Annotated in this window: 16 protein-coding genes and 1 pseudogene; 12 read left to right on the forward strand and 5 right to left on the reverse strand. The window is 39.7% G+C overall.

Annotation, left to right across the window (positions count from 1 at the left end; genetic code table 11):
* Positions 1 to 43 precede the first annotated feature (43 nt).
* From L323_RS32055 to gatC, 4 genes and pseudogenes are all read right to left on the reverse strand, one after another.
* Positions 44 to 2140 carry a glutamine synthetase III gene (locus L323_RS32055; protein ID WP_020815759.1) on the reverse strand — a complete coding sequence of 699 codons (2097 nt, stop codon included), beginning with the start codon at positions 2138 to 2140 and terminating at the stop codon, positions 44 to 46.
* A 140-nt stretch (positions 2141 to 2280) separates the two neighbouring features.
* Positions 2281 to 3721 (reverse strand): annotated as a pseudogene (gene gatB / locus L323_RS32060) (Asp-tRNA(Asn)/Glu-tRNA(Gln) amidotransferase subunit GatB).
* Between the two features lie 18 nt (positions 3722 to 3739).
* Entirely contained in the window at positions 3740 to 5200 is a 1461-nt protein-coding gene (gene gatA / locus L323_RS32065; RefSeq protein WP_020815760.1) for an Asp-tRNA(Asn)/Glu-tRNA(Gln) amidotransferase subunit GatA, read from the reverse strand.
* A gap of 10 nt (positions 5201 to 5210) precedes the next feature.
* Complete coding sequence (gatC, locus tag L323_RS32070) at positions 5211 to 5504, reverse strand: Asp-tRNA(Asn)/Glu-tRNA(Gln) amidotransferase subunit GatC (RefSeq protein ID WP_020815761.1); 294 nt, start codon at positions 5502 to 5504, stop codon at positions 5211 to 5213.
* A gap of 558 nt (positions 5505 to 6062) precedes the next feature.
* Here gatC and L323_RS32075 point away from each other — a divergent pair.
* From L323_RS32075 to L323_RS32115, 9 genes are all read left to right on the forward strand, one after another.
* On the forward strand, positions 6063 to 7157 hold the full coding sequence (locus L323_RS32075) for a class II glutamine amidotransferase (protein WP_031342074.1): 1095 nt from the start codon (positions 6063 to 6065) through the stop codon (positions 7155 to 7157).
* Positions 7157 to 8662, forward strand: coding sequence for a glutamate synthase-related protein (locus tag L323_RS32080; RefSeq protein WP_020815763.1), 1506 nt, complete (start codon positions 7157 to 7159; stop codon positions 8660 to 8662). Before L323_RS32075 ends, L323_RS32080 begins: the two co-directional genes overlap by 1 nt.
* A 16-nt stretch (positions 8663 to 8678) precedes the next feature.
* Positions 8679 to 9110 carry a 4Fe-4S dicluster domain-containing protein gene (locus tag L323_RS32085; RefSeq protein ID WP_020815764.1) on the forward strand — a complete coding sequence of 144 codons (432 nt, stop codon included), beginning with the start codon at positions 8679 to 8681 and terminating at the stop codon, positions 9108 to 9110.
* Between the two features lie 6 nt (positions 9111 to 9116).
* Positions 9117 to 10346 carry an NAD(P)/FAD-dependent oxidoreductase gene (locus L323_RS32090; protein ID WP_020815765.1) on the forward strand — a complete coding sequence of 410 codons (1230 nt, stop codon included), beginning with the start codon at positions 9117 to 9119 and terminating at the stop codon, positions 10344 to 10346.
* A gap of 1 nt (position 10347) precedes the next feature.
* Entirely contained in the window at positions 10348 to 11067 is a 720-nt protein-coding gene (locus L323_RS32095; protein WP_020815766.1) for a glutamate synthase, read from the forward strand.
* Positions 11068 to 11117: 50 nt separating this feature from the next.
* Positions 11118 to 12443 carry a type I glutamate--ammonia ligase gene (gene glnA / locus L323_RS32100; protein WP_020815767.1) on the forward strand — a complete coding sequence of 442 codons (1326 nt, stop codon included), beginning with the start codon at positions 11118 to 11120 and terminating at the stop codon, positions 12441 to 12443.
* A gap of 70 nt (positions 12444 to 12513) precedes the next feature.
* Positions 12514 to 13083, forward strand: a complete 570-nt coding sequence (locus L323_RS32105; RefSeq protein ID WP_020815768.1) for an ANTAR domain-containing response regulator — start codon at positions 12514 to 12516, stop codon at positions 13081 to 13083.
* Between the two features lie 238 nt (positions 13084 to 13321).
* Positions 13322 to 14575 (forward strand): ammonium transporter, encoded by a 1254-nt coding sequence (locus tag L323_RS32110; protein WP_020815769.1) that lies wholly within the window; start codon positions 13322 to 13324, stop codon positions 14573 to 14575.
* A 41-nt stretch (positions 14576 to 14616) separates the two neighbouring features.
* Positions 14617 to 14955, forward strand: a complete 339-nt coding sequence (locus tag L323_RS32115; RefSeq protein WP_020815770.1) for a P-II family nitrogen regulator — start codon at positions 14617 to 14619, stop codon at positions 14953 to 14955.
* 62 nt (positions 14956 to 15017) lie between these two features.
* Here L323_RS32115 and speB read toward each other — a convergent pair whose 3' ends face one another.
* Positions 15018 to 15881 (reverse strand): agmatinase, encoded by an 864-nt coding sequence (speB, locus tag L323_RS32120; RefSeq protein WP_020815771.1) that lies wholly within the window; start codon positions 15879 to 15881, stop codon positions 15018 to 15020.
* Positions 15882 to 16082: 201 nt separating this feature from the next.
* Between speB and L323_RS32125 the strand changes: the two genes are divergently transcribed.
* The 3 genes from L323_RS32125 to L323_RS32135 are packed head-to-tail and all read left to right on the forward strand — an operon-like array spanning position 16083 to position 18331.
* A complete protein-coding gene (locus tag L323_RS32125) occupies positions 16083 to 16742 on the forward strand; it encodes a hydrolase (RefSeq protein WP_020815772.1) in 660 nt (219 codons plus the stop codon).
* A 57-nt stretch (positions 16743 to 16799) separates the two neighbouring features.
* The gene (locus tag L323_RS32130; protein ID WP_020815773.1) at positions 16800 to 17663 is read left to right on the forward strand and encodes a class I SAM-dependent methyltransferase; all 864 of its coding nucleotides are present in this window, start codon (positions 16800 to 16802) and stop codon (positions 17661 to 17663) included.
* Positions 17660 to 18331 carry an RluA family pseudouridine synthase gene (locus tag L323_RS32135; protein WP_020815774.1) on the forward strand — a complete coding sequence of 224 codons (672 nt, stop codon included), beginning with the start codon at positions 17660 to 17662 and terminating at the stop codon, positions 18329 to 18331. The genes L323_RS32130 and L323_RS32135 overlap by 4 nt, the downstream gene beginning before the upstream one ends.
* Positions 18332 to 18362: the final 31 nt, after the last annotated feature.

Here is an 18362-nt window from a genome sequence, read left to right on the forward strand (position 1 = left end):
TGTCCCTTTTGTGTCAGATACAATTATATTTTATTTTTCTATGCTATATATTGAAAAGTAAGTCAGCATAACAAGGGAATGGATACAAATCTTTTGGAATAATTGCTTCCAGCTTATCTGCATCAGCTCTCAATGATTCCATAGCAGGCACTACAATTTTACTGAATGCCTCTGCCTGTTTTAATGCACTTGTGTCTTCAGCACTTGCTTTTTCTATAGCTTTCTTCAAAGAGTTTATATTTGAAGAGAAGGAGCTTAATACAGGTGACAACTCTTTAAGAACAGAGGACTGTGCGGATACTTCAACTGACATTCCGGTAGCTTTTACGGAATTTATTGTATCGGACAAATCCTTGCTGAACTTAAATGCAGCTGGAAGAAGCTCGGTTTTAGCCATTGATATCATAGTCAAAGCTTCGATATTAATTGTTTTAACATAATTTTCAAGTAATATTTCATATCTGGACTCAATTTCAGAATTACTGAGAACTCCATGCTTAACAAATACGGCTACGTTTTTATCTTTTATGAATGTAGGTATACATTCAACAGTTGACTTAAGATTGAGCAACCCTCTGCTTTCAGCTTCAGCAACCCATTCATCGGTATAGTTGTTGCCGTTGAATATTATACGCTTGTGCTCCTTGATAGTTTCAGATATCAAATCTGTAACTGCACTTGAAAGATCACTTTGTCCCTCCAGAGTGTCAGCAAACTTTTGGAGGACTTCAGCAACTATTGTATTCAGTACAAAGTTCGGACCAGAAATAGATGCTGAAGATCCAAGCATTCTGAATTCAAATTTATTACCTGTAAATGCAAATGGTGACGTTCTGTTACGGTCAGTTGTATCTTTAGGAAGCTTTGGCAAGCTTGCAACACCTGTTTCGAGAATGGAGTTGTATGCTTTACCCTTAGCTTTTCCGTTTTCAAGCTGAGTAAGGATGTCTGTTAATTGATCTCCAAGGAACATTGATACTATAGCTGGAGGAGCTTCATTTGCACCAAGTCTGTGGTCGTTTCCGGCAGATGCTACTGAAAGACGCATCAAATCCTGATAATCGTCAACAGCTTTAATAACTGCACACAGGAAAACAAGGAACTGAACATTTTCATGGGGAGTTGATCCCGGCTCCAACAGGTTCTGACCGTCATTAGTTGACATTGACCAGTTGTTATGTTTACCTGAACCGTTTACACCTGCAAATGGTTTTTCGTGGAGCAGGCATACAAGATTGTGTCTGAGAGCTATTTTCTGCATGAGTTCCATAGTAAGCTGATTGTGGTCGGTTGCTATGTTTGAAGTTGTGAATATAGGAGCCAATTCGTGTTGAGCAGGAGCAACTTCATTATGTTTTGTTTTAGCTGCAATTCCCAGTTCCCACAGTTCTTTATCAAGATCCTTCATGTAGTTGGAAACTCTTTCCTTGATGTTTCCAAAGTAATGGTCTTCCAGCTCCTGTCCCTTTGGAGGCCTGTTGCCGAAAAGTGTTCTTCCTGTGAAAATCAGGTCTTTTCTCTTTTTATATAAGTCTCTGTCAATCAGGAAGTATTCCTGCTCAGGTCCTACAGTAGTTGTAACCCTTGTTGCAGTGGTGTTTCCAAATAATTTCAAAATTCTTAGAGCCTGTTTGTTGAGAGCTTCCATTGAACGGAGCAAAGGAGTCTTTTTGTCTAAAACTTCTCCGGTATACGAACAGAAAGCCGTTGGGATATAAAGAGTGCCATCTTTAACAAAGGCTGGTGAAGTACAGTCCCAAGCAGTATATCCTCTGGCTTCAAAAGTTGCTCTGAGTCCGCCGGAAGGGAAGGAGGAAGCATCAGGCTCACCCTTTACAAGGTCCTTGCCGGTAAATTCCATAATGACCCTTCCGTCATCTGTAGGCGAAATAAAAGAGTCATGCTTTTCAGCCGTGATACCTGTCATAGGCTGGAACCAGTGAGTGAAATGTGTTGCACCCTTTTCCATAGCCCAATCCTTCATTGCATTTGCAACAACGTCAGCCACTGTTACATCCAGTGCTAAACCTTCATCAATAGTCTTTTTTAAAGACTTATAAGTAGTTTTTGGAAGACGTTCACGCATAGCTGCATCATTAAATACGTTACTTCCATAAATTTCTGTAACACGAAAATCCATGTTAACCCCTCCTTGAATAATTTAAATTTAATTAATTGTCAATGTAATATATAAAAAAAGACATTCCACCCCTTAAAAATATTTTTTAAGGAAGTGAAACGCCTTTGTTTCACAAAATCTATTAAGCTTTTGTATATTTCTTAGCTTTTAAGCTTGTTTAGCTCGCTTCTCAGAATTTCCTGAATTACTTTAGGATTGCCTCTCCCTGCCAATGCTCTTGAACATTGCCCCATACAAAAACCCGAAAGTCTTTTCCTTACCTTCAAGATATTCTGCAACAGCTTTTTCATTATTCGACAGTATTTCTTTAACCGTGTTTTCTACTTCAGATGTATCATTTATTACCTTATAGCCCTTTTCAGCTATAATAGCTTCAGGCTCCTTACCTGTTTCAAACATTTCTGCCAATACTTTCTTAGCGTTGTTTGAAGTAATCTCATCGCTGTCCATCATCTTTATAAGTCTTCCTAACAGTTTTCCGTCAAATGGAATATCCTCAGGTGAAATACAGCTGTCATTGAGCCTTCTCAATACTTCAACTACTATAAAATTAGCGGCTGTTTTAGGATTTCCCGATTCAGCTACAGTAGCTTCAAAGAAATCTGAAAGGCTTACGGAAGTCAGCAGTAGATTTGCATCAGCCTCGTTAATTCCATAGTCTTTAGTATATCTTTCAAATCTCTTGTTCGGAAGTTCCGGAAGAGATTTTCTCAGCTTATCAATATCCTCCCTTGTAAAGGAGACAGGTACTATATCCGGTTCAGGAAAATATCTGTAGTCATGGGCATTTTCCTTGCTTCTTAGTGACTTGCTTTCTCCCTTGCTGTCATCCCAACGTCTTGTTTCCTGAATTATTTTTTTACCTTCGTCAAGAAGCTCCGACTGTCTGTTGATTTCATAATCAATAGCTCTTGCAATAGCCTTTATGGAGTTGATATTTTTCATTTCTGTCCTTGTGCCAAGTTCATCAGTACCAACCGGTCTAATAGACACATTAACATCGGCTCTCAGAGAGCCTTCCTCCATACGGCAGTCCGAAACGCCGGAGTAGAGGAGCATCAAACGAACCTTTTCAACAAATTCTCTCGCTTCCTCTGCGGAGGACAAATCAGGTTTGGTTACAATCTCTATCAGAGGAACTCCGCAACGATTATAATCTGCAAGACTGTATCTGTCATAGCTGTCATGAAGAAGCTTTCCTGCATCTTCCTCCAGATGAATTCTTTCAATTCTGATGAATTTTTCTCCATCAGGTGTATTTATAGTCAACCCTCCATCTTTGCAGATGGGAAGATCAAATTGCGATATCTGATAAGCCTTTGGTAAATCCGGGTAAAAATAATTTTTTCTATCCATTTTTGAAAATTCATTTATCTTGCAGTTTAAGGCCAAGCCTGCCATTACAGTATATTCAACTGCTTGTTTGTTGAGAACAGGCAAAGTTCCGGGCATTCCTGTACAAACGGGACAACACCTGGTATTTGGCTCGCCGCCGAAACTTACGGGACAATCGCAGAAAATTTTCGATTTCGTAGATAACTCCGAATGTATTTCCAAGCCTATAGTAGGGATATATTTCATCGTTATGCTCCTTTCTTGCTATATAGCGGGAACTCTGAACTTATCGGCAAACTCAGCCTCAAAATTCGCAGCAGCCCTGAATATCTCTTTTTCTCCTAATGGCTTACCTGTAAAGGAAAGACCAATAGGAAGTCCCTTTGAATCGTAGCCGCATGGGACTGATATAGAAGGAAGTCCAGCTATATTTACAGCAACAGTGTAAATATCTGCAAGATACATTGTAAGTGGATTATTTGTATTCTGCCCTATTTTGAATGCGGTCTCAGGAGCAGTAGGATGCAGAACTACATCATATTTTGAAAAAGCCTCATTAAAGCCATTGCTTATTAATGTTCTAAGTTTGAGGGCTTTTTTGTAATAAGCGTCGTAGTAACCTGAGGCAAGAGCGTAGGTTCCAAGAAGAATTCTTCTCTTAACCTCTTTTCCAAAGCCCTCAGCTCTTGATTTGCCGATTAGTTCGTTAAAGGATTTGCAGTTATCTGCCCTATAGCCATATTTTACTCCGTCATACCTCGATAGATTTGAACTTGCCTCGGCAGAGGACATGAGATAGTAGGCAGGTACGGCGTGTTTCAATACCGGCATTGAGAACTCCTCTATTTTTGCCCCCATACTCTCCAAATTGTCAATTGATTTATATAATGAATCCTTTATCTCGGCATTTAAGCCTTCTGTCAGGTACTCCTTGGGCAAACCAATCTTAAGGCCCTTTATATCACCTGAAACAGAAGAACTGTAGTTTGAATCGTTTTCGTATTTTAAGGAAGTAGCATCTTTGGGATCGTTTCCGCAGATACTGTCCAGAATTATTGCGCAATCCTCAACGGTTTTAGCGATGGGGCCTATCTGGTCAAAGGAGGATGCAAAAGCAACTAAACCATATCTTGAAACCAATCCATAAGTAGGTTTCATACCAACAACTCCGCAAAAGGAGGCGGGCTGTCTTACTGAACCGCCTGTATCAGAACCAAGAGAACCAAGGGCTAAAGAAGCAGATACACAAGCGGCGGAACCGCCTGACGAACCACCGGGGACCCTTGCTACGTCAAAAGGATTTTTTGTTGTCTTAAATGCTGAATTCTCCGTAGAACCTCCCATAGCAAATTCATCCAGATTTGTTTTTCCAAGAATAACTGCATTGTCTGTCAGAAGTCTGTTTACCGCAGTTGCTGTATATGGCGAAACAAAGTCCTCAAGTATTTTTGAAGCACATGTAGTTTTAGTTCCCTCAATACATATGTTATCTTTTATACTTAGTGGAATACCTGTAAGCATGGATGATTTACCGCTATCTATAATATTCTGTGCCTGTTGGGCATTCTCCAGCGCCATATCTTCAGTAACTGAAAGATATGACTCTACTTTACCGTCAATTATATTAATTCTGTCCAAATACATACGGGTGAGCTCAACAGCACTTATTTCCTTATTATCAAGAAGCCCTCGGGCCTCTTTAATAGTTAACCTCGTTATATCCATGAGGACCTCCTTATTCAATCATCTTAGGAATAGCAAAACAATTTTCCATGGTCTTTTTTGAATTTGACAGGATTTTTTCGGTTTCAAATGAATCCCCGGGATTATCTTCCCTCATATTATTCGTTACGCGGGATATGTGTTCGGTTGCATCTATATGTTCTGTATCAATATTTTTGATAGTATCCATTAACCCTATAATATCTCGCATATCATCAGCAAGTGATTGTATTTCGTTATCATCAAGAGATAATTTTGCAAGATTCGCTATATATTTAATGTAATCATTAGGTTCAGAATTTGTCATAACGTACCTCCTTGATTTGTAATTTTCAACGTAAATTTAAGCTTTGCAAAAAGTTGAAAATTATATACTATATAAATAAAAAAACTGTACCAAACAAACATTTAGATAAAAACGTTTGTTGACACAGCACCTTTGCTGCAATTAATTAATTTACAACCATTATAATATACGTCCTGCAAAAATGCAATACTTTTTCAAGAAAACATTTTTATAGCAGAAACAAGCTTAATATCTGCCTTTCCGTGACGCTGCTGTAGTTTCAACGTTTTTCAAAATAAATTGAAGATGGAACTGTTTTGCAGGATTGAAAATTAAAAATTGCAAAAAAAGTATTGACGTATAATTATTTTCTTAGTAAAATACTCTTGAAGATAAATTGCAGGTATGTCACATAAGTGAAAAATTAATAAACGAAGAACAATGGCGTTCTCATAAAAACCTGATTTTAAGGGTTTGTATGAGTACGCTTTTTTGTTACCCAAATATGTGACTGTTATTTTTATAAATATAGAATTTATTATTTTGATTTTTATTTTTTTAGTAAAGGAAGTGTACGACATGTTATTGAAGGAAGGTCAGGTAAGAATACCATCTGGTTGTGCAATTTCAGGAATGTTCAGCAGGGAAGGTAGACGTATCTCAGGTCAGGATATAGTTAAATCAATATCGGTCATGCATGATCGCTCCAACGGTTTAGGAGGAGGATTTGCAGGCTATGGCATTTACCCTGAGTATAAAGAACTTTATGCATTTCATGTATTCTTTGACAGTAATGAGGCAAGAGAAGATGCCGAAAGATTCATAAACAGACATTTTGATGTGGTTAATTTAAGCAGAATTCCTACAAAAAAGCATCCAAGGATAACTGATGCTCCCCTTATTTGGAGATATTTTGTATCGCCTCTTCATGGAAAGCTTGAGGAAAGTCAGCTGGAAGAAAAGGAATATGTTGCAAGATGTGTCATAAAGATAAACACAAGAATTGATGGCGCATATGTCTTTTCCAGCGGTAAAAACATGGGAGTATTCAAGGCAGTAGGTTTCCCGGAAGATGTAGGAGAGTTTTACAAGTTGGAGGAATATGAAGGATATTGCTGGACTGCACATGGCAGATATCCGACGAATACTCCGGGTTGGTGGGGAGGAGCTCATCCGTTTTCACTTCTGGACTACACAATAGTACACAATGGTGAAATATCTTCATATGATGCCAACAGACGGTTTATGGAAATGTTCGGATATAAATGTTCCCTTCTTACTGATACAGAAGTAATAACATATATTTTCGATTACCTGAATAGAAGACAGGGAATATCCCTGAAAGACTGTGCATCAATAATAGCTGCTCCTTTCTGGTCTGAGATAGATAAAATGCCTCAGGATATGAAAGAGAAATTTACAGCAATCAGAAACGTTTATGCGAGTCTGCTTATAACAGGTCCGTTCTCAATAATATTGGGATATGAAGGCGGAATGATGGCATTGAACGACAGATTGAAACTCCGTTCCATGGTTGCCGCAGAAAAAGGCGACCTCGTGCTTGTAGCAAGTGAAGAGAGTGCTATCCGGATTATACATCCGGAAGTAGACAGAATCTGGAGTCCAAAGGGCGGAGAACCGGTAATTGCAACGTTATCAGGGGGTGAAATTTAATGGGAATAAATTATTTTACACCTCAATACGAGGTATGTAGAGATCCAAAGAAATGTATTAAATGTAAAGTATGTATGCGTCAGTGTGCAAACGAAGTTCACAGTTATGACGAGGAACTTGATATGATGGTTGCTGATGACAGCAAGTGCGTGGACTGTCAGAGATGCGTTTCACTGTGTCCTACACGTGCACTCCGTATAACCAAATATCAGAATGAATTTAAGGAAAATGCCAACTGGACGCAGCAGCATATAACTGAAATATATAAGCAGGCAAATACAGGTGGAGTTCTTCTGTCATCAATGGGTAACCCTGTTCCTTATCCGATATATTGGGATAAATTGCTGATAAATGCAAGTCAGGTTACAAACCCATCCATAGACCCATTGAGAGAACCAATGGAAACAAGGGTTCAGTTGGGTTCAAAGCCTCAGAAGCTGGAATTTGATGAGGATGGAAAACTCAAGACAAAGATAGCACCTCACCTTGACTTACAAGTGCCAATCATGTTCTCGGCAATGTCATACGGCTCAATAAGCAGAAATGCACATGAGAGTCTTGCAAGGGCGGCAGAGGAACTGGGAACCTATTACAACACCGGTGAAGGCGGTTTGAATGAAGATTTTTACCAATACGGCAAAAACACAATAGTTCAGGTTGCTTCAGGAAGATTCGGTGTTCATGTGGGTTACCTGAGCGCGGGTGCTGCCATAGAAATAAAAATGGGTCAGGGAGCAAAGCCGGGTATCGGCGGACACTTACCGGGAGAAAAAGTTGGTGAGGATGTATCAAAAACCAGAATGATTCCGGTGGGCAGTGATGCAATATCTCCTGCACCTCACCATGATATATATTCAATAGAAGATTTAAGACAGCTTGTATTTTCCTTAAAGGAAGCAACTGCATACACTAAGCCGGTTATAGTAAAGATAGCCGCAGTACACAATGTAGCTGCTATAGCATCAGGTATAGCTCGTTCCGGGGCAGATATCATAGCAATTGACGGATACAGAGGAGGAACCGGAGCTGCTCCGACCAGAATCAGGGACAACGTGGGAATCCCAATCGAGCTTGCACTGGCGTCTGTTGACCAGAGATTGAGAGATGAAGGAATCAGAAACAATGTCTCACTGGTAGTAGCAGGAAGTATAAGAAACAGCGGAGATATTGTAAAAGCAATCGCTCTTGGAGCAGACGCCGTATATATCGGTACCTCTGCGTTGATTGCTCTGGGCTGTCATGTATGCAGAAGCTGTCACGGCGGAAAGTGCAACTGGGGAATTGCAACGCAAAGACCTGATCTGGTTAAGAGACTTAACCCTGATATCGGATACAAACGTTTGATAAATCTTGTTCATGCATGGGATCATGAGATAAAGGAAATGCTCGGCGGCATGGGAATCAATGCAATCGAGAGTCTCAAAGGTAATCGTTTAATGCTTAGGGGAATAGGATTAAGTCAAAAAGAACTTGATATATTAGGCGTTATGCACGCCGGCGAATAAGGGGTGAAGATTTAAGATGAAAAAGATATATGTAAATGAGGACAGATGTTTGGGGTGCCATCTTTGCGAATACTATTGTGCGTTTGCACATAGCGGTAAGATAGATATGGTAAAGGCTTTTTCAGGAGATTCAAAGCCACAGCCCCGTTTGACAATAGAAGAGGGAGACAGCATTAATTTTGCCGTATCCTGCAGACATTGTGAAACACCTTTGTGTGTGAAATCATGTATTACCGGAGCAATGCAGAAGGATGAAGACGGAAGAGTATTTGTTGACGAGTCAAGGTGTGTAGGATGCTATACATGTATTCTTGTTTGTCCTTACGGTTCGGTTATACCCGGAAAAGAAAAGGCAATTAAAAAATGCGACCTTTGTATTGAGAGCGGAAAACCGGCCTGTGCCGAAAACTGCCCGAATTTAGCTATTGTATATGAGGAAAGGGGTTGATTTCAAGTGAAGTATGTGATTATTGGAAATTCAGCCGCTGCAATCGGTTGTATCAGCGGAATCCGTACTATAGACGGGGAATCATCAATTACTTTGATATCGGATGAACCACATTTTACTTACTCCCGCCCGCTTATATCCTATTGGTTAAAGGGCAAAGTAACTGATGACAAGATGTATTACAGAAGTATCGACTTCTATGAAAAAAACAATTGTACTGCCCTTCTAGGAAAGAAGGCAGAAAAAATAGATACGAATGCAAAGAAGGTTGTACTTGAGGACGGAAGTACTGTTGAATACGACAAGCTGTTGGTAGCCACAGGCTCATCACCGTTTGTACCTCCTGTTGAAGGATTGAGCAATGCTAATAATGCTTTTACTTTTTTGAATTGGGACAGCGCAAAGGCTGTAAAGGAAGCGGCAAATAAGGATTCAAAGGTTGTAATAATGGGTGCGGGCCTTATCGGATTAAAGGCTGCAGAAGGACTTCACGAAGTATGCGATGATATTACTGTTGTTGACCTTGCTGACAGAGTTCTTCCAAGTATACTTGATGCAGAAGGTGCCGGTATGGTACAGAAGCATATAGAAAAAGAAGGTATAAAGTTCCTGCTAAATGATGCTGCATCAGCAGTAAAAGGAAACACCATAGTACTTAAATCAGGCAAGGAATTGGCATATGACGTACTGATAGTAGCAGTCGGCGTAAGGCCAAACACCGGATTGGTTAAGGATGCCGGGGGAGAAGTAAACAGGGGAATTGTGACAGACAGCCGTCAGGCAACATCACTCCACGATGTGTATTCCGCCGGTGACTGTACTGAGAGCTTGGACATTTGTACAGGACAGAGCAAGATACTTGCACTTCTGCCAAACGCTTATTTTCAGGGTGAAACAGCCGGGATAAATATGGCTGGCGGCAATCAAACCTATGATACTGCAATGCCCATGAATGCCATTGGTTTCTTCGGTCTCCACATGTTGACTGCCGGAGCTATGGAAGGCGAATGTTTCGAAGAAATTGATGAAAATAATTACAAGAGAATGTTCTTCTCAGACGGGTTACTAAAAGGATTTATACTTATAGGGGAAATAGACAGAGCCGGGATATATACTTCACTTATCCGAGAAAAAACCCCAATGGATCAGATTGACAGCAATTTATTAAAAGTGAATCCTCAGCTTATGGTGTTTGATAAAAAGGCTAGGATGCAGAAATTGGCGGGAGGGAAGTAAAATGAAGATTACAGTTGATGATACTTACTATACCGAAATCAATGAACAGATAAGAAATGCCGCTGATACAGAGATAATACTCGACAAGGTATACGGACAAAGATATATTGGCTGTGGGATTAAGGGAAAGACCATAACCATAAACGGTACTCCCGGAAATGCACTGGGCTCATATATGGATGGCGCTGATGTAATAGTACACGGAAATGCTCAGGATGCTACAGGGGATACAATGAATGACGGGTCAATAATAATTCACGGCAACTGCGGTGATACTACAGGTTACGGTATGCGTGGCGGTAAAATCCTTATAAAGGGAAATGCCGGCTACCGTGTTGGTATACACATGAAAGAGTATAAGGAACAAAAACCTGTTGTGGTAGTTGGAGGCAAAACAGGCGACTTTTTAGGCGAATATCAGGCAGGTGGAATAATTATTGTACTTGGAATTGGTGTGGATGGAATTCCTGTAGGTAATTTTTGTGGTACTGGAATGCACGGCGGCGCCATATACTTGAGATGTAATGATATTCCCGAGGGACTTCCTCCGCAGGTTTCAGCAACCTCTGCTACAGAAGAGGACAAAAAGCAGATTGACGGCATAGTTGTGGATTTCTGCGAAAACTTTGGATATGATAAAAAGGAAATATTAAAATCAAATTTTATAAAGCTGACTGCAAATACAAAAAATCCATATAAACAGCTATATACACATAATTAATAATTAGTGTAAAATACTAGTAATAAAACATAAAGGAAAGAGGTGGGAAAATGGCTACTAAGAATGATGTTTTGAAATTTATAGACCAAAATGACGTAAAATTTATCAGACTGCAGTTTTCAGATATATTCGGCAGGATGAAAAACATAGCTATAAATTCACAACTACTTGAGAAAGCTCTTGATGAGGGAGTAATTTTTGACGCATCTGCCATTGCGGGATTTTCCGAGGTGGAATCGTCAGATATGCTGCTGTTTCCGGATCTCAATACATTTTCCGTTATTCCCTGGAGACCGCAGCATGGCAAAGTTGCAAGATTTATATGCGATATTAAGAATTATGACGGTTCCCAGTTTATGGGAGACCCCAGATATATTCTGAAAAGATCCGCAGAGAAGGCAAAAAAACAAGGTTATACCTTCAATATAGGACCTGAGTGTGAATTTTTCCTGTTTCATATTGACGGTGAAGGCAGGCCTACAACCAAAACACATGATTCAGCAGGCTATTTTGATATGGCTCCTACTGATCTGGGTGAAAATTGCAGAAGAGAAATTTGCATGGTACTTGAAGATATGGGTTTTGAAACAGAGGCATCACATCATGAAAATGCAGCCGGACAGCATGAGGTTGATTTCAGGTACAGCGATGTTATGACTGCTGCCGACAGAATAATGACATTCAGGACAGTAGTAAAAATTGTTGCACAAAGAAACGGACTACATGCAACTTTCATGCCAAAACCGATTTTTAACGACTATGGCTCCGGGATGCACATAAACATGTCCCTGTTTAAAGACGGTAAGAACCTTTTTAATGCAGGTGAAAACAGTATGGATATATCCGACACTGCAAAAATGTTTGCGGCAGGAGTACTGGAACATGTCAAGGGATTCACTGCGGTTGCAAACCCTCTGGTAAACTCATATAAGAGGTTTGTGCCGGGCTTCGAGGCTCCTATTCACATTGCATGGTCACATATGAACAGAAGCCCTCTTTTAAGAATTCCGGCACCAAAAGGCGAAGCAACCAGAATAGAATTAAGGAGTCCTGACCCATCCTGCAATCCGTACCTCACATTGGCACTGATTCTGGAAGCAGGCTTGGATGGATTGCAAAAGAAAATGGAAATACCTGAACCTGTGGAGATTAATACTTATAACCTTACACCTGAACAAGAGAAAGAGCTGAAGATACAAAGACTTCCTTCCAATTTATACCTAGCACTGGAAGAAATGAAGAAGGATACTTATATCAGGGAGGTTTTAGGAGAACACATATATTCAAAGTATATATCAGCTAAAGAACTGGAATGGACTAAATACAACAGCACAGTTCATCCATGGGAGATAGATAATTACCTTACTGCATATTAATTAACGTATATTTACGTTACGGCAGTATAATTAACTATAATTATTCCCCATTCAAATGGAGGTGATGCCAATGAGTGCAGGAGGGATTCTTATAGTATGCAGTAAGCCTGAGTTAATTAAAGAAATCAGAGCCCTCATGCTGCAACAGGGATATTCGTCGGCGGAATACTCGTTATCGGCAAGTGCTGCCAGACGTAAACTTGATTTTTTTGAACCTGAACTGATATTGGTTAATTCACCTTTACAGGATGAACTTGGAATTGATTTTATTTTAGATATTGCAGACAATACGGATGCAGGAATTGTAGTATTGGCTAAGCATGAACATCTGGAGGATATGCAGTACAGACTTGAAAAAGTGGGAGCATTGATACTGCCTAAGCCCATAAACAAAATGACTTTATTACAAACGGCCAGATTTGCTGCTCAATCCCGTAAATCACTAATGGGATTAAAGAATATAAACGAAGATCTGGAAAAAAAGATGAAGGATCGTAAGATTATAGAAAAAGCCAAATGGATTCTTGTTGAAAAGATGAATATGACTGAACCACAAGCACATCGGTATATTCAAAAGCGAGCAATGGATACAAGAACATCGCAGTTAAAGGTAGCTGAGGAAATTATTGAGAGTTTTTAAAGAAATTACTTGAATTTACGAATAACAAATGGTAACATTACTGCATATTATTAATTAAATATCAAAAACAGCAATGAGGCTGCTTATAAATCAAATTCTATTAAATTGATTTATTAAGTAGCTTTCTGTATTTGTAGGGGTTTTAATAATCATTTATTCACAATGGCGTGTTAAAGAGGATAGTTCTATCTCTTTACATGCTTTTTTAATTTTAGAAAAAAATATGGGGGGTAAAATTATGGGAAATGTTAACACTGGCGATACAGCCTTTATGTTGGTGTCAACGGCTTTGGTATTCTTTATGACACCGGGTTTAGCACTCTTTTACGGAGGAATGGTAAAAAGAAAAAATGTATTGAGCACTATTATGGCATCTTTTTTTATTGCAGGTCTTGCATCGGTACTCTGGGTAGCTGTGGGTTATTCTCTGTCATTCGGAAAGGATATCGGCGGGGTAATAGGGAATCTTGACTGGGCTTTTTTCAGAAATGTATCAGGACAGCCGAATGCTGATTATGCCGGGACAATACCGCATACTTTATTTGCAGCTTTTCAGATGATGTTTGCAATAATAACACCGGCACTGATTACAGGTGCATTGGTCGAAAGAATGAAATTTTCATCACTGGTTCTTTTTATAGGATTATGGTCATTAATCGTATATTATCCTATGGCTCATATGATGTGGGGCGTAGGTGGTCTGCTAAGAAATCTTGGAGCTATAGACTTTGCCGGAGGTAACGTAGTTCACATAAGTTCAGGTATATCGGGCTTGGTGGCTGCAATTATACTGGGTAAGAGAAAAGGCTATGGAATGACTTCTCATCAGCCTCACAATATACCTTTAGTGTTTATCGGTGCGGCTGTGCTCTGGTTCGGTTGGTTTGGTTTTAATGCAGGAAGTGCACTAGGAAGCGGAGAATTGGCGGTTCATGCATTATTGACTACAAATACATCTGCTGCAATGGCACTCATTTCATGGATGCTGGTTGAAAAAATTACCAGAGGAAAACCTACTATGCTTGGTGCAGCCACCGGAGCAGTAGTTGGCCTTGTAGCTATAACACCGGGAGCCGGTTTTGTACCTATCTGGGCATCTCTTATAATAGGAGCGGTTGTAAGCCCTATCTGTTACTTTGCAATGAGTATTATAAAACCCAAATTCGGCTATGATGATGCACTTGATGCTTTTGGTTGTCATGGAATCGGAGGTATATGGGGTGGTATTGCAACAGGGTTGTTTGCAAAAACTTCTATAAATTCAGCAGCACAGTGGGATGGTCTCGTATTTGGCGACACAAGATTGTTTGTAGCTCAGATAATCAGTGTAGCAGTTACAATAGCTTTTTCCGTAGTAGGAACAGCAATTATTATGTTTGTAGTTAAAGTAATTATGAAGGAAATAAGAGTTGCTCCGAGAGAAGAGTCTGAGGGACTTGACATAACACAGCACGGAGAATCTGCATATCCTTCATTTACTGGAATGGATTAATAAAAGAAAAAATGATTACCATGTAACGAGGAGGGTATGACATGAAAAAAATAGAGGCAATTATCAGGCCGTCAAAGCTTGAAGAGCTAAAGGAAGCACTTCTGGCAATTGATATAGACGGCATCACCATTACACAGGTAATGGGTGCAGGGAAACAAATGGGATGGAAAGAATTTTACAGAGGTACGGAGGTATCCTTAAATGTTCTTCCAAAAGTAAAGCTTGAATTGGTGGCAGCAGATGAAAAGGTTGAGTTGATAGCTGAAACTATAATTCAGTACTCCCAGACCGGGGAGGTAGGAGACGGTAAAATATTTATATTTGATCTTGAGGACTGTATCCGTATCAGAACAAGAGAAAGAGGAGAGAAAGCACTGTAAACCTTTATAATAAAACCCGTTATCTTATTTAAGAGATAACGGGTTTTTGGCATTTATAGTATTTATAAATTCTGCATTGCAAGAATTACTTCCCTTAAAACCTTGCATGCAACAGCAGTAGAAGCACCGCTATGGTCATAGTGGGGTGATAATTCCACTACATCTGCACCTATTATATTCAACGAGGATACCGCTTTAAGTGCATTTATCAATTCGAGGAAGGTAACTCCTCCGGCTTCTGGAGTACCTGTTCCTGAAAAAATTGACGGATCAAGAACATCCAAATCTATTGTAAGATAAACAGGTACAGTGCCAATTTGAGATACAGCATTTGAAAGTGTATCAAAATTATGAAGACAAAGGTTGGTATGACCATCCTTGGCCCAATAAAATTCTTCTCTTGTTCCACTCCTTATGCCAAACTGATAAATGCGATTATCCCCCAGAATATCCCATGCTCTTCTTATAACGGTAGAGTGTGACAAAGGTTCTCCAATGTATTCTTCTCTTAAATCAGTATGAGCATCAAAATGAATAATTCTGAGATTGGGGTATAATTTTGCGGCCTGCTCTATTGAAGGCAGTGATACAAGATGTTCTCCGCCAATCATAAGGGGCTTTTTTCCTTTTTCAAAAATTAATTTGGAAGTTTCAGATATCATTTTCAATGCTTTATTTGGTGAACCGAAGGGCAAATCAAGATCGCCATAGTCATGAATTTTATAGTCGGCAATATCAGCATCAAAGTATGGGCTGTAAGTTTCAAGGCCAATAGAATCAGTTCTCATAGCAGTAGGGGCAAATCTAGTGCCGGGTCTGAATGTAGTTGTACCATCATATGGAGCACCAAAAATTACGATATCGGAGTCCTCAAAGCCACTCTCACATCCAAGAAAATTTGTTGGGAGGGTATTCTTATTTATCATAAATCAAACTCCTTATTATTGATTTTAATAATAGCCGAATATAATTCTACCATGACTGGTTTGAATTACAATACCTAAATAAATTATCGGAATGTCCGTATACTAGTCTATAATTTTTTAGTATACTATTACGTGGATAAAGTATGCAATTTATGTAAAAAGGTTATTATAGTACCAGATATGTAATGGAGGAAAAATCAAATGTTCGTACCGGAAATTGAAGGAAACTTGCGGAAGCACATGGTGAAGATACCTGAAATTATAAATCAGGCCAGCGGAATAAATATTTTTGGAAAAAATATAAAGTCCCTTCTTTTTTCTACAGATGTTGCTATAATAAAGAATTGCAATGCTCATGCGGTTATTGCAGTTTATCCTTTTACACCGCAGCCGATAATTACCCATGCCATAATAACTGCATCGGATATCCCTGTATTTTGCGGAGTAGGGGGAGGTACCACAACCGGTAAAAGAGTTATTAATATTGCAATGGATGCTGAATTTCAGGGGGCCATAGGGGTTGTTGTAAATGCTCCCACCCCAAATGAAATTATCAGACAGTTAAACATGAAAATAGATATCCCGATTGTGATTACAGTCGCTTCGGACAAGACGGATATACAAAGCAGACTAAATGCGGGGGCATCTATCCTCAATGTATCATGTGCAGGGAAAACACCATCAGTTGTAAAGGAAATTCGCAGGGGATTCCCTGAGGTTCCCATAATTGCAACGGGAGGGCCAACTATAGAAAGCATAAGAGAAACAATAGAAGCAGGAGCAAATACGATTACCTACACACCACCTACTAGTGCGGAGCTGTTTAAGAATCTTATGAATAAATACAGAGAAGAATTATAAGCAGGGCTTAAAATACAGTATATATTAATGAAGGAAAAAATAAATGGAGGAAAATAAATGTTACTGGCAGACGAATGGAAGGAATATGAATTAATAGAGACAGGAGACGGCGAAAAGCTTGAACGGTGGGGAAATGTCATACTTAGAAGGCCCGACCCGCAGATAATCTGGCCAATAAAGGATAAAAAGATGTGGGACAAGGCTGATGCACATTACCATCGAAGCCAAAGCGGTGGAGGACAGTGGGAATTTAAGAAAAAGGTACCAAAACGCTGGACAGTATCCTTTAATGAATTGAAGTTTTATATAGAACCAACTGGGTTTAAACATACAGGTTTGTTTCCTGAACAGGCCGTTAACTGGAAATGGATGATAAATAGTGTTCAAAAGGCAAACAGACCTATCAGAGTACTTAATCTTTTTGCCTATACAGGCGGTGCGACTGTTGCAACCGCATATGCAGGAGCTGAGGTCTGCCACGTAGATGCATCAAAGGGAATGGTAAGTTGGGCAAAGGAAAACCTTGCACTATCTGGTTTGGCAGACAGGCCGGTGAGATTTATTACCGACGATTGTATGAAATTCGTACAACGTGAAATAAGGAGAGGAAAAAAGTATGACGGAATTATAATGGACCCGCCTTCCTACGGTAGAGGGCCAGGAGGAGAGATTTGGAAGATAGAGGATTCACTGTATGGCTTTGTAGAGCAGTGTATGGGCCTTTTATCGGACAAGCCGTTATTTTTCCTGATAAACTCATATACTACAGGCTTTTCACCCACAGTACTCAGTAACATTTTGAAACAGACTATCGGAAAACGATTTAAAGGGACACACAGTAGCGGCGAGGTTGGGATACCTGTAAGCAATTCAGGACTGGTGCTTCCATGCGGCATATATGGAAGGTGGGAGAATAGATGATTCCCAAAATCATATATGAGGACAATCATCTGCTGGTAGTTGAAAAGCCTGTAAATATACCTGTTCAGGCCGATAATACAAAGGATATTGATATGCTTACGATTCTAAAGCAATATCTCAAGGAAAAATACAATAAGCCCGGGGAGGTATACCTTGGTCTGGTACATAGACTTGACAGGCCTGTAGGAGGTGTAATGGTATTTGCCAAAACATCAAAATCTGCGTCGAGGCTATCTGAACAAGTGAGAACAAGAACCTTCAAAAAAGTTTATCTAGCAGTAGTCAGAGGTATCCCAAAAGAGCAGAAAGCCCAACTAAGGAACTTTCTGTTGAAGGACAGCTCAGAGAATATGGTTCATGTTGTAAAGGAAGGTACAAGGGATGCCAAGGAAGCAGTGCTAGAATATAAAGTGCTTAAATCCAACGGAGAGCTAAGTCTTATAAAGGTAAAGCTTCATACGGGAAGGCCTCACCAGATAAGGGTTCAGCTTTCTCATTCAGGATATCCTCTGTATGGGGATCAACGATATGGAGTTACTGTAAACAAGCCCGGACAACAAATAGCACTTTGGGCATCCTCGTTAACATTAGAGCACCCCACCAAAAAGGAAGAAATGACATTTAGCTGTGAAACACCGGATACTGAACCGTGGATTCGGTTTAGATAAATTATTTTAACAGTAAAAAACCATGGCACAT

The sequence above is a fragment of the Ruminiclostridium papyrosolvens C7 genome (assembly GCF_000421965.1).
Lineage (GTDB): Bacteria > Bacillota > Clostridia > Acetivibrionales > DSM-1351 > Ruminiclostridium > Ruminiclostridium papyrosolvens_A.

Bases quoted from the DNA above. Each gene is read 5' to 3' on its own strand.
- L323_RS32055 (WP_020815759.1), bottom strand. From the start codon at position 2,140: ATGGATTTTCGTGTTACAGAAATTTATGGAAGTAACGTATTTAATGAT.
- gatA (WP_020815760.1), bottom strand. From the start codon at position 5,200: ATGGATATAACGAGGTTAACTATTAAAGAGGCCCGAGGGCTTCTTGAT.
- gatC (WP_020815761.1), bottom strand. From the start codon at position 5,504: ATGACAAATTCTGAACCTAATGATTACATTAAATATATAGCGAATCTT.
- L323_RS32075 (WP_031342074.1), top strand. From the start codon at position 6,063: ATGTTATTGAAGGAAGGTCAGGTAAGAATACCATCTGGTTGTGCAATT.
- L323_RS32080 (WP_020815763.1), top strand. From the start codon at position 7,157: ATGGGAATAAATTATTTTACACCTCAATACGAGGTATGTAGAGATCCA.
- L323_RS32085 (WP_020815764.1), top strand. From the start codon at position 8,679: ATGAAAAAGATATATGTAAATGAGGACAGATGTTTGGGGTGCCATCTT.
- L323_RS32095 (WP_020815766.1), top strand. From the start codon at position 10,348: ATGAAGATTACAGTTGATGATACTTACTATACCGAAATCAATGAACAG.
- glnA (WP_020815767.1), top strand. From the start codon at position 11,118: ATGGCTACTAAGAATGATGTTTTGAAATTTATAGACCAAAATGACGTA.
- L323_RS32105 (WP_020815768.1), top strand. From the start codon at position 12,514: ATGAGTGCAGGAGGGATTCTTATAGTATGCAGTAAGCCTGAGTTAATT.
- L323_RS32110 (WP_020815769.1), top strand. From the start codon at position 13,322: ATGGGAAATGTTAACACTGGCGATACAGCCTTTATGTTGGTGTCAACG.
- L323_RS32115 (WP_020815770.1), top strand. From the start codon at position 14,617: ATGAAAAAAATAGAGGCAATTATCAGGCCGTCAAAGCTTGAAGAGCTA.
- speB (WP_020815771.1), bottom strand. From the start codon at position 15,881: ATGATAAATAAGAATACCCTCCCAACAAATTTTCTTGGATGTGAGAGT.
- L323_RS32125 (WP_020815772.1), top strand. From the start codon at position 16,083: ATGTTCGTACCGGAAATTGAAGGAAACTTGCGGAAGCACATGGTGAAG.
- L323_RS32130 (WP_020815773.1), top strand. From the start codon at position 16,800: ATGTTACTGGCAGACGAATGGAAGGAATATGAATTAATAGAGACAGGA.
- L323_RS32135 (WP_020815774.1), top strand. From the start codon at position 17,660: ATGATTCCCAAAATCATATATGAGGACAATCATCTGCTGGTAGTTGAA.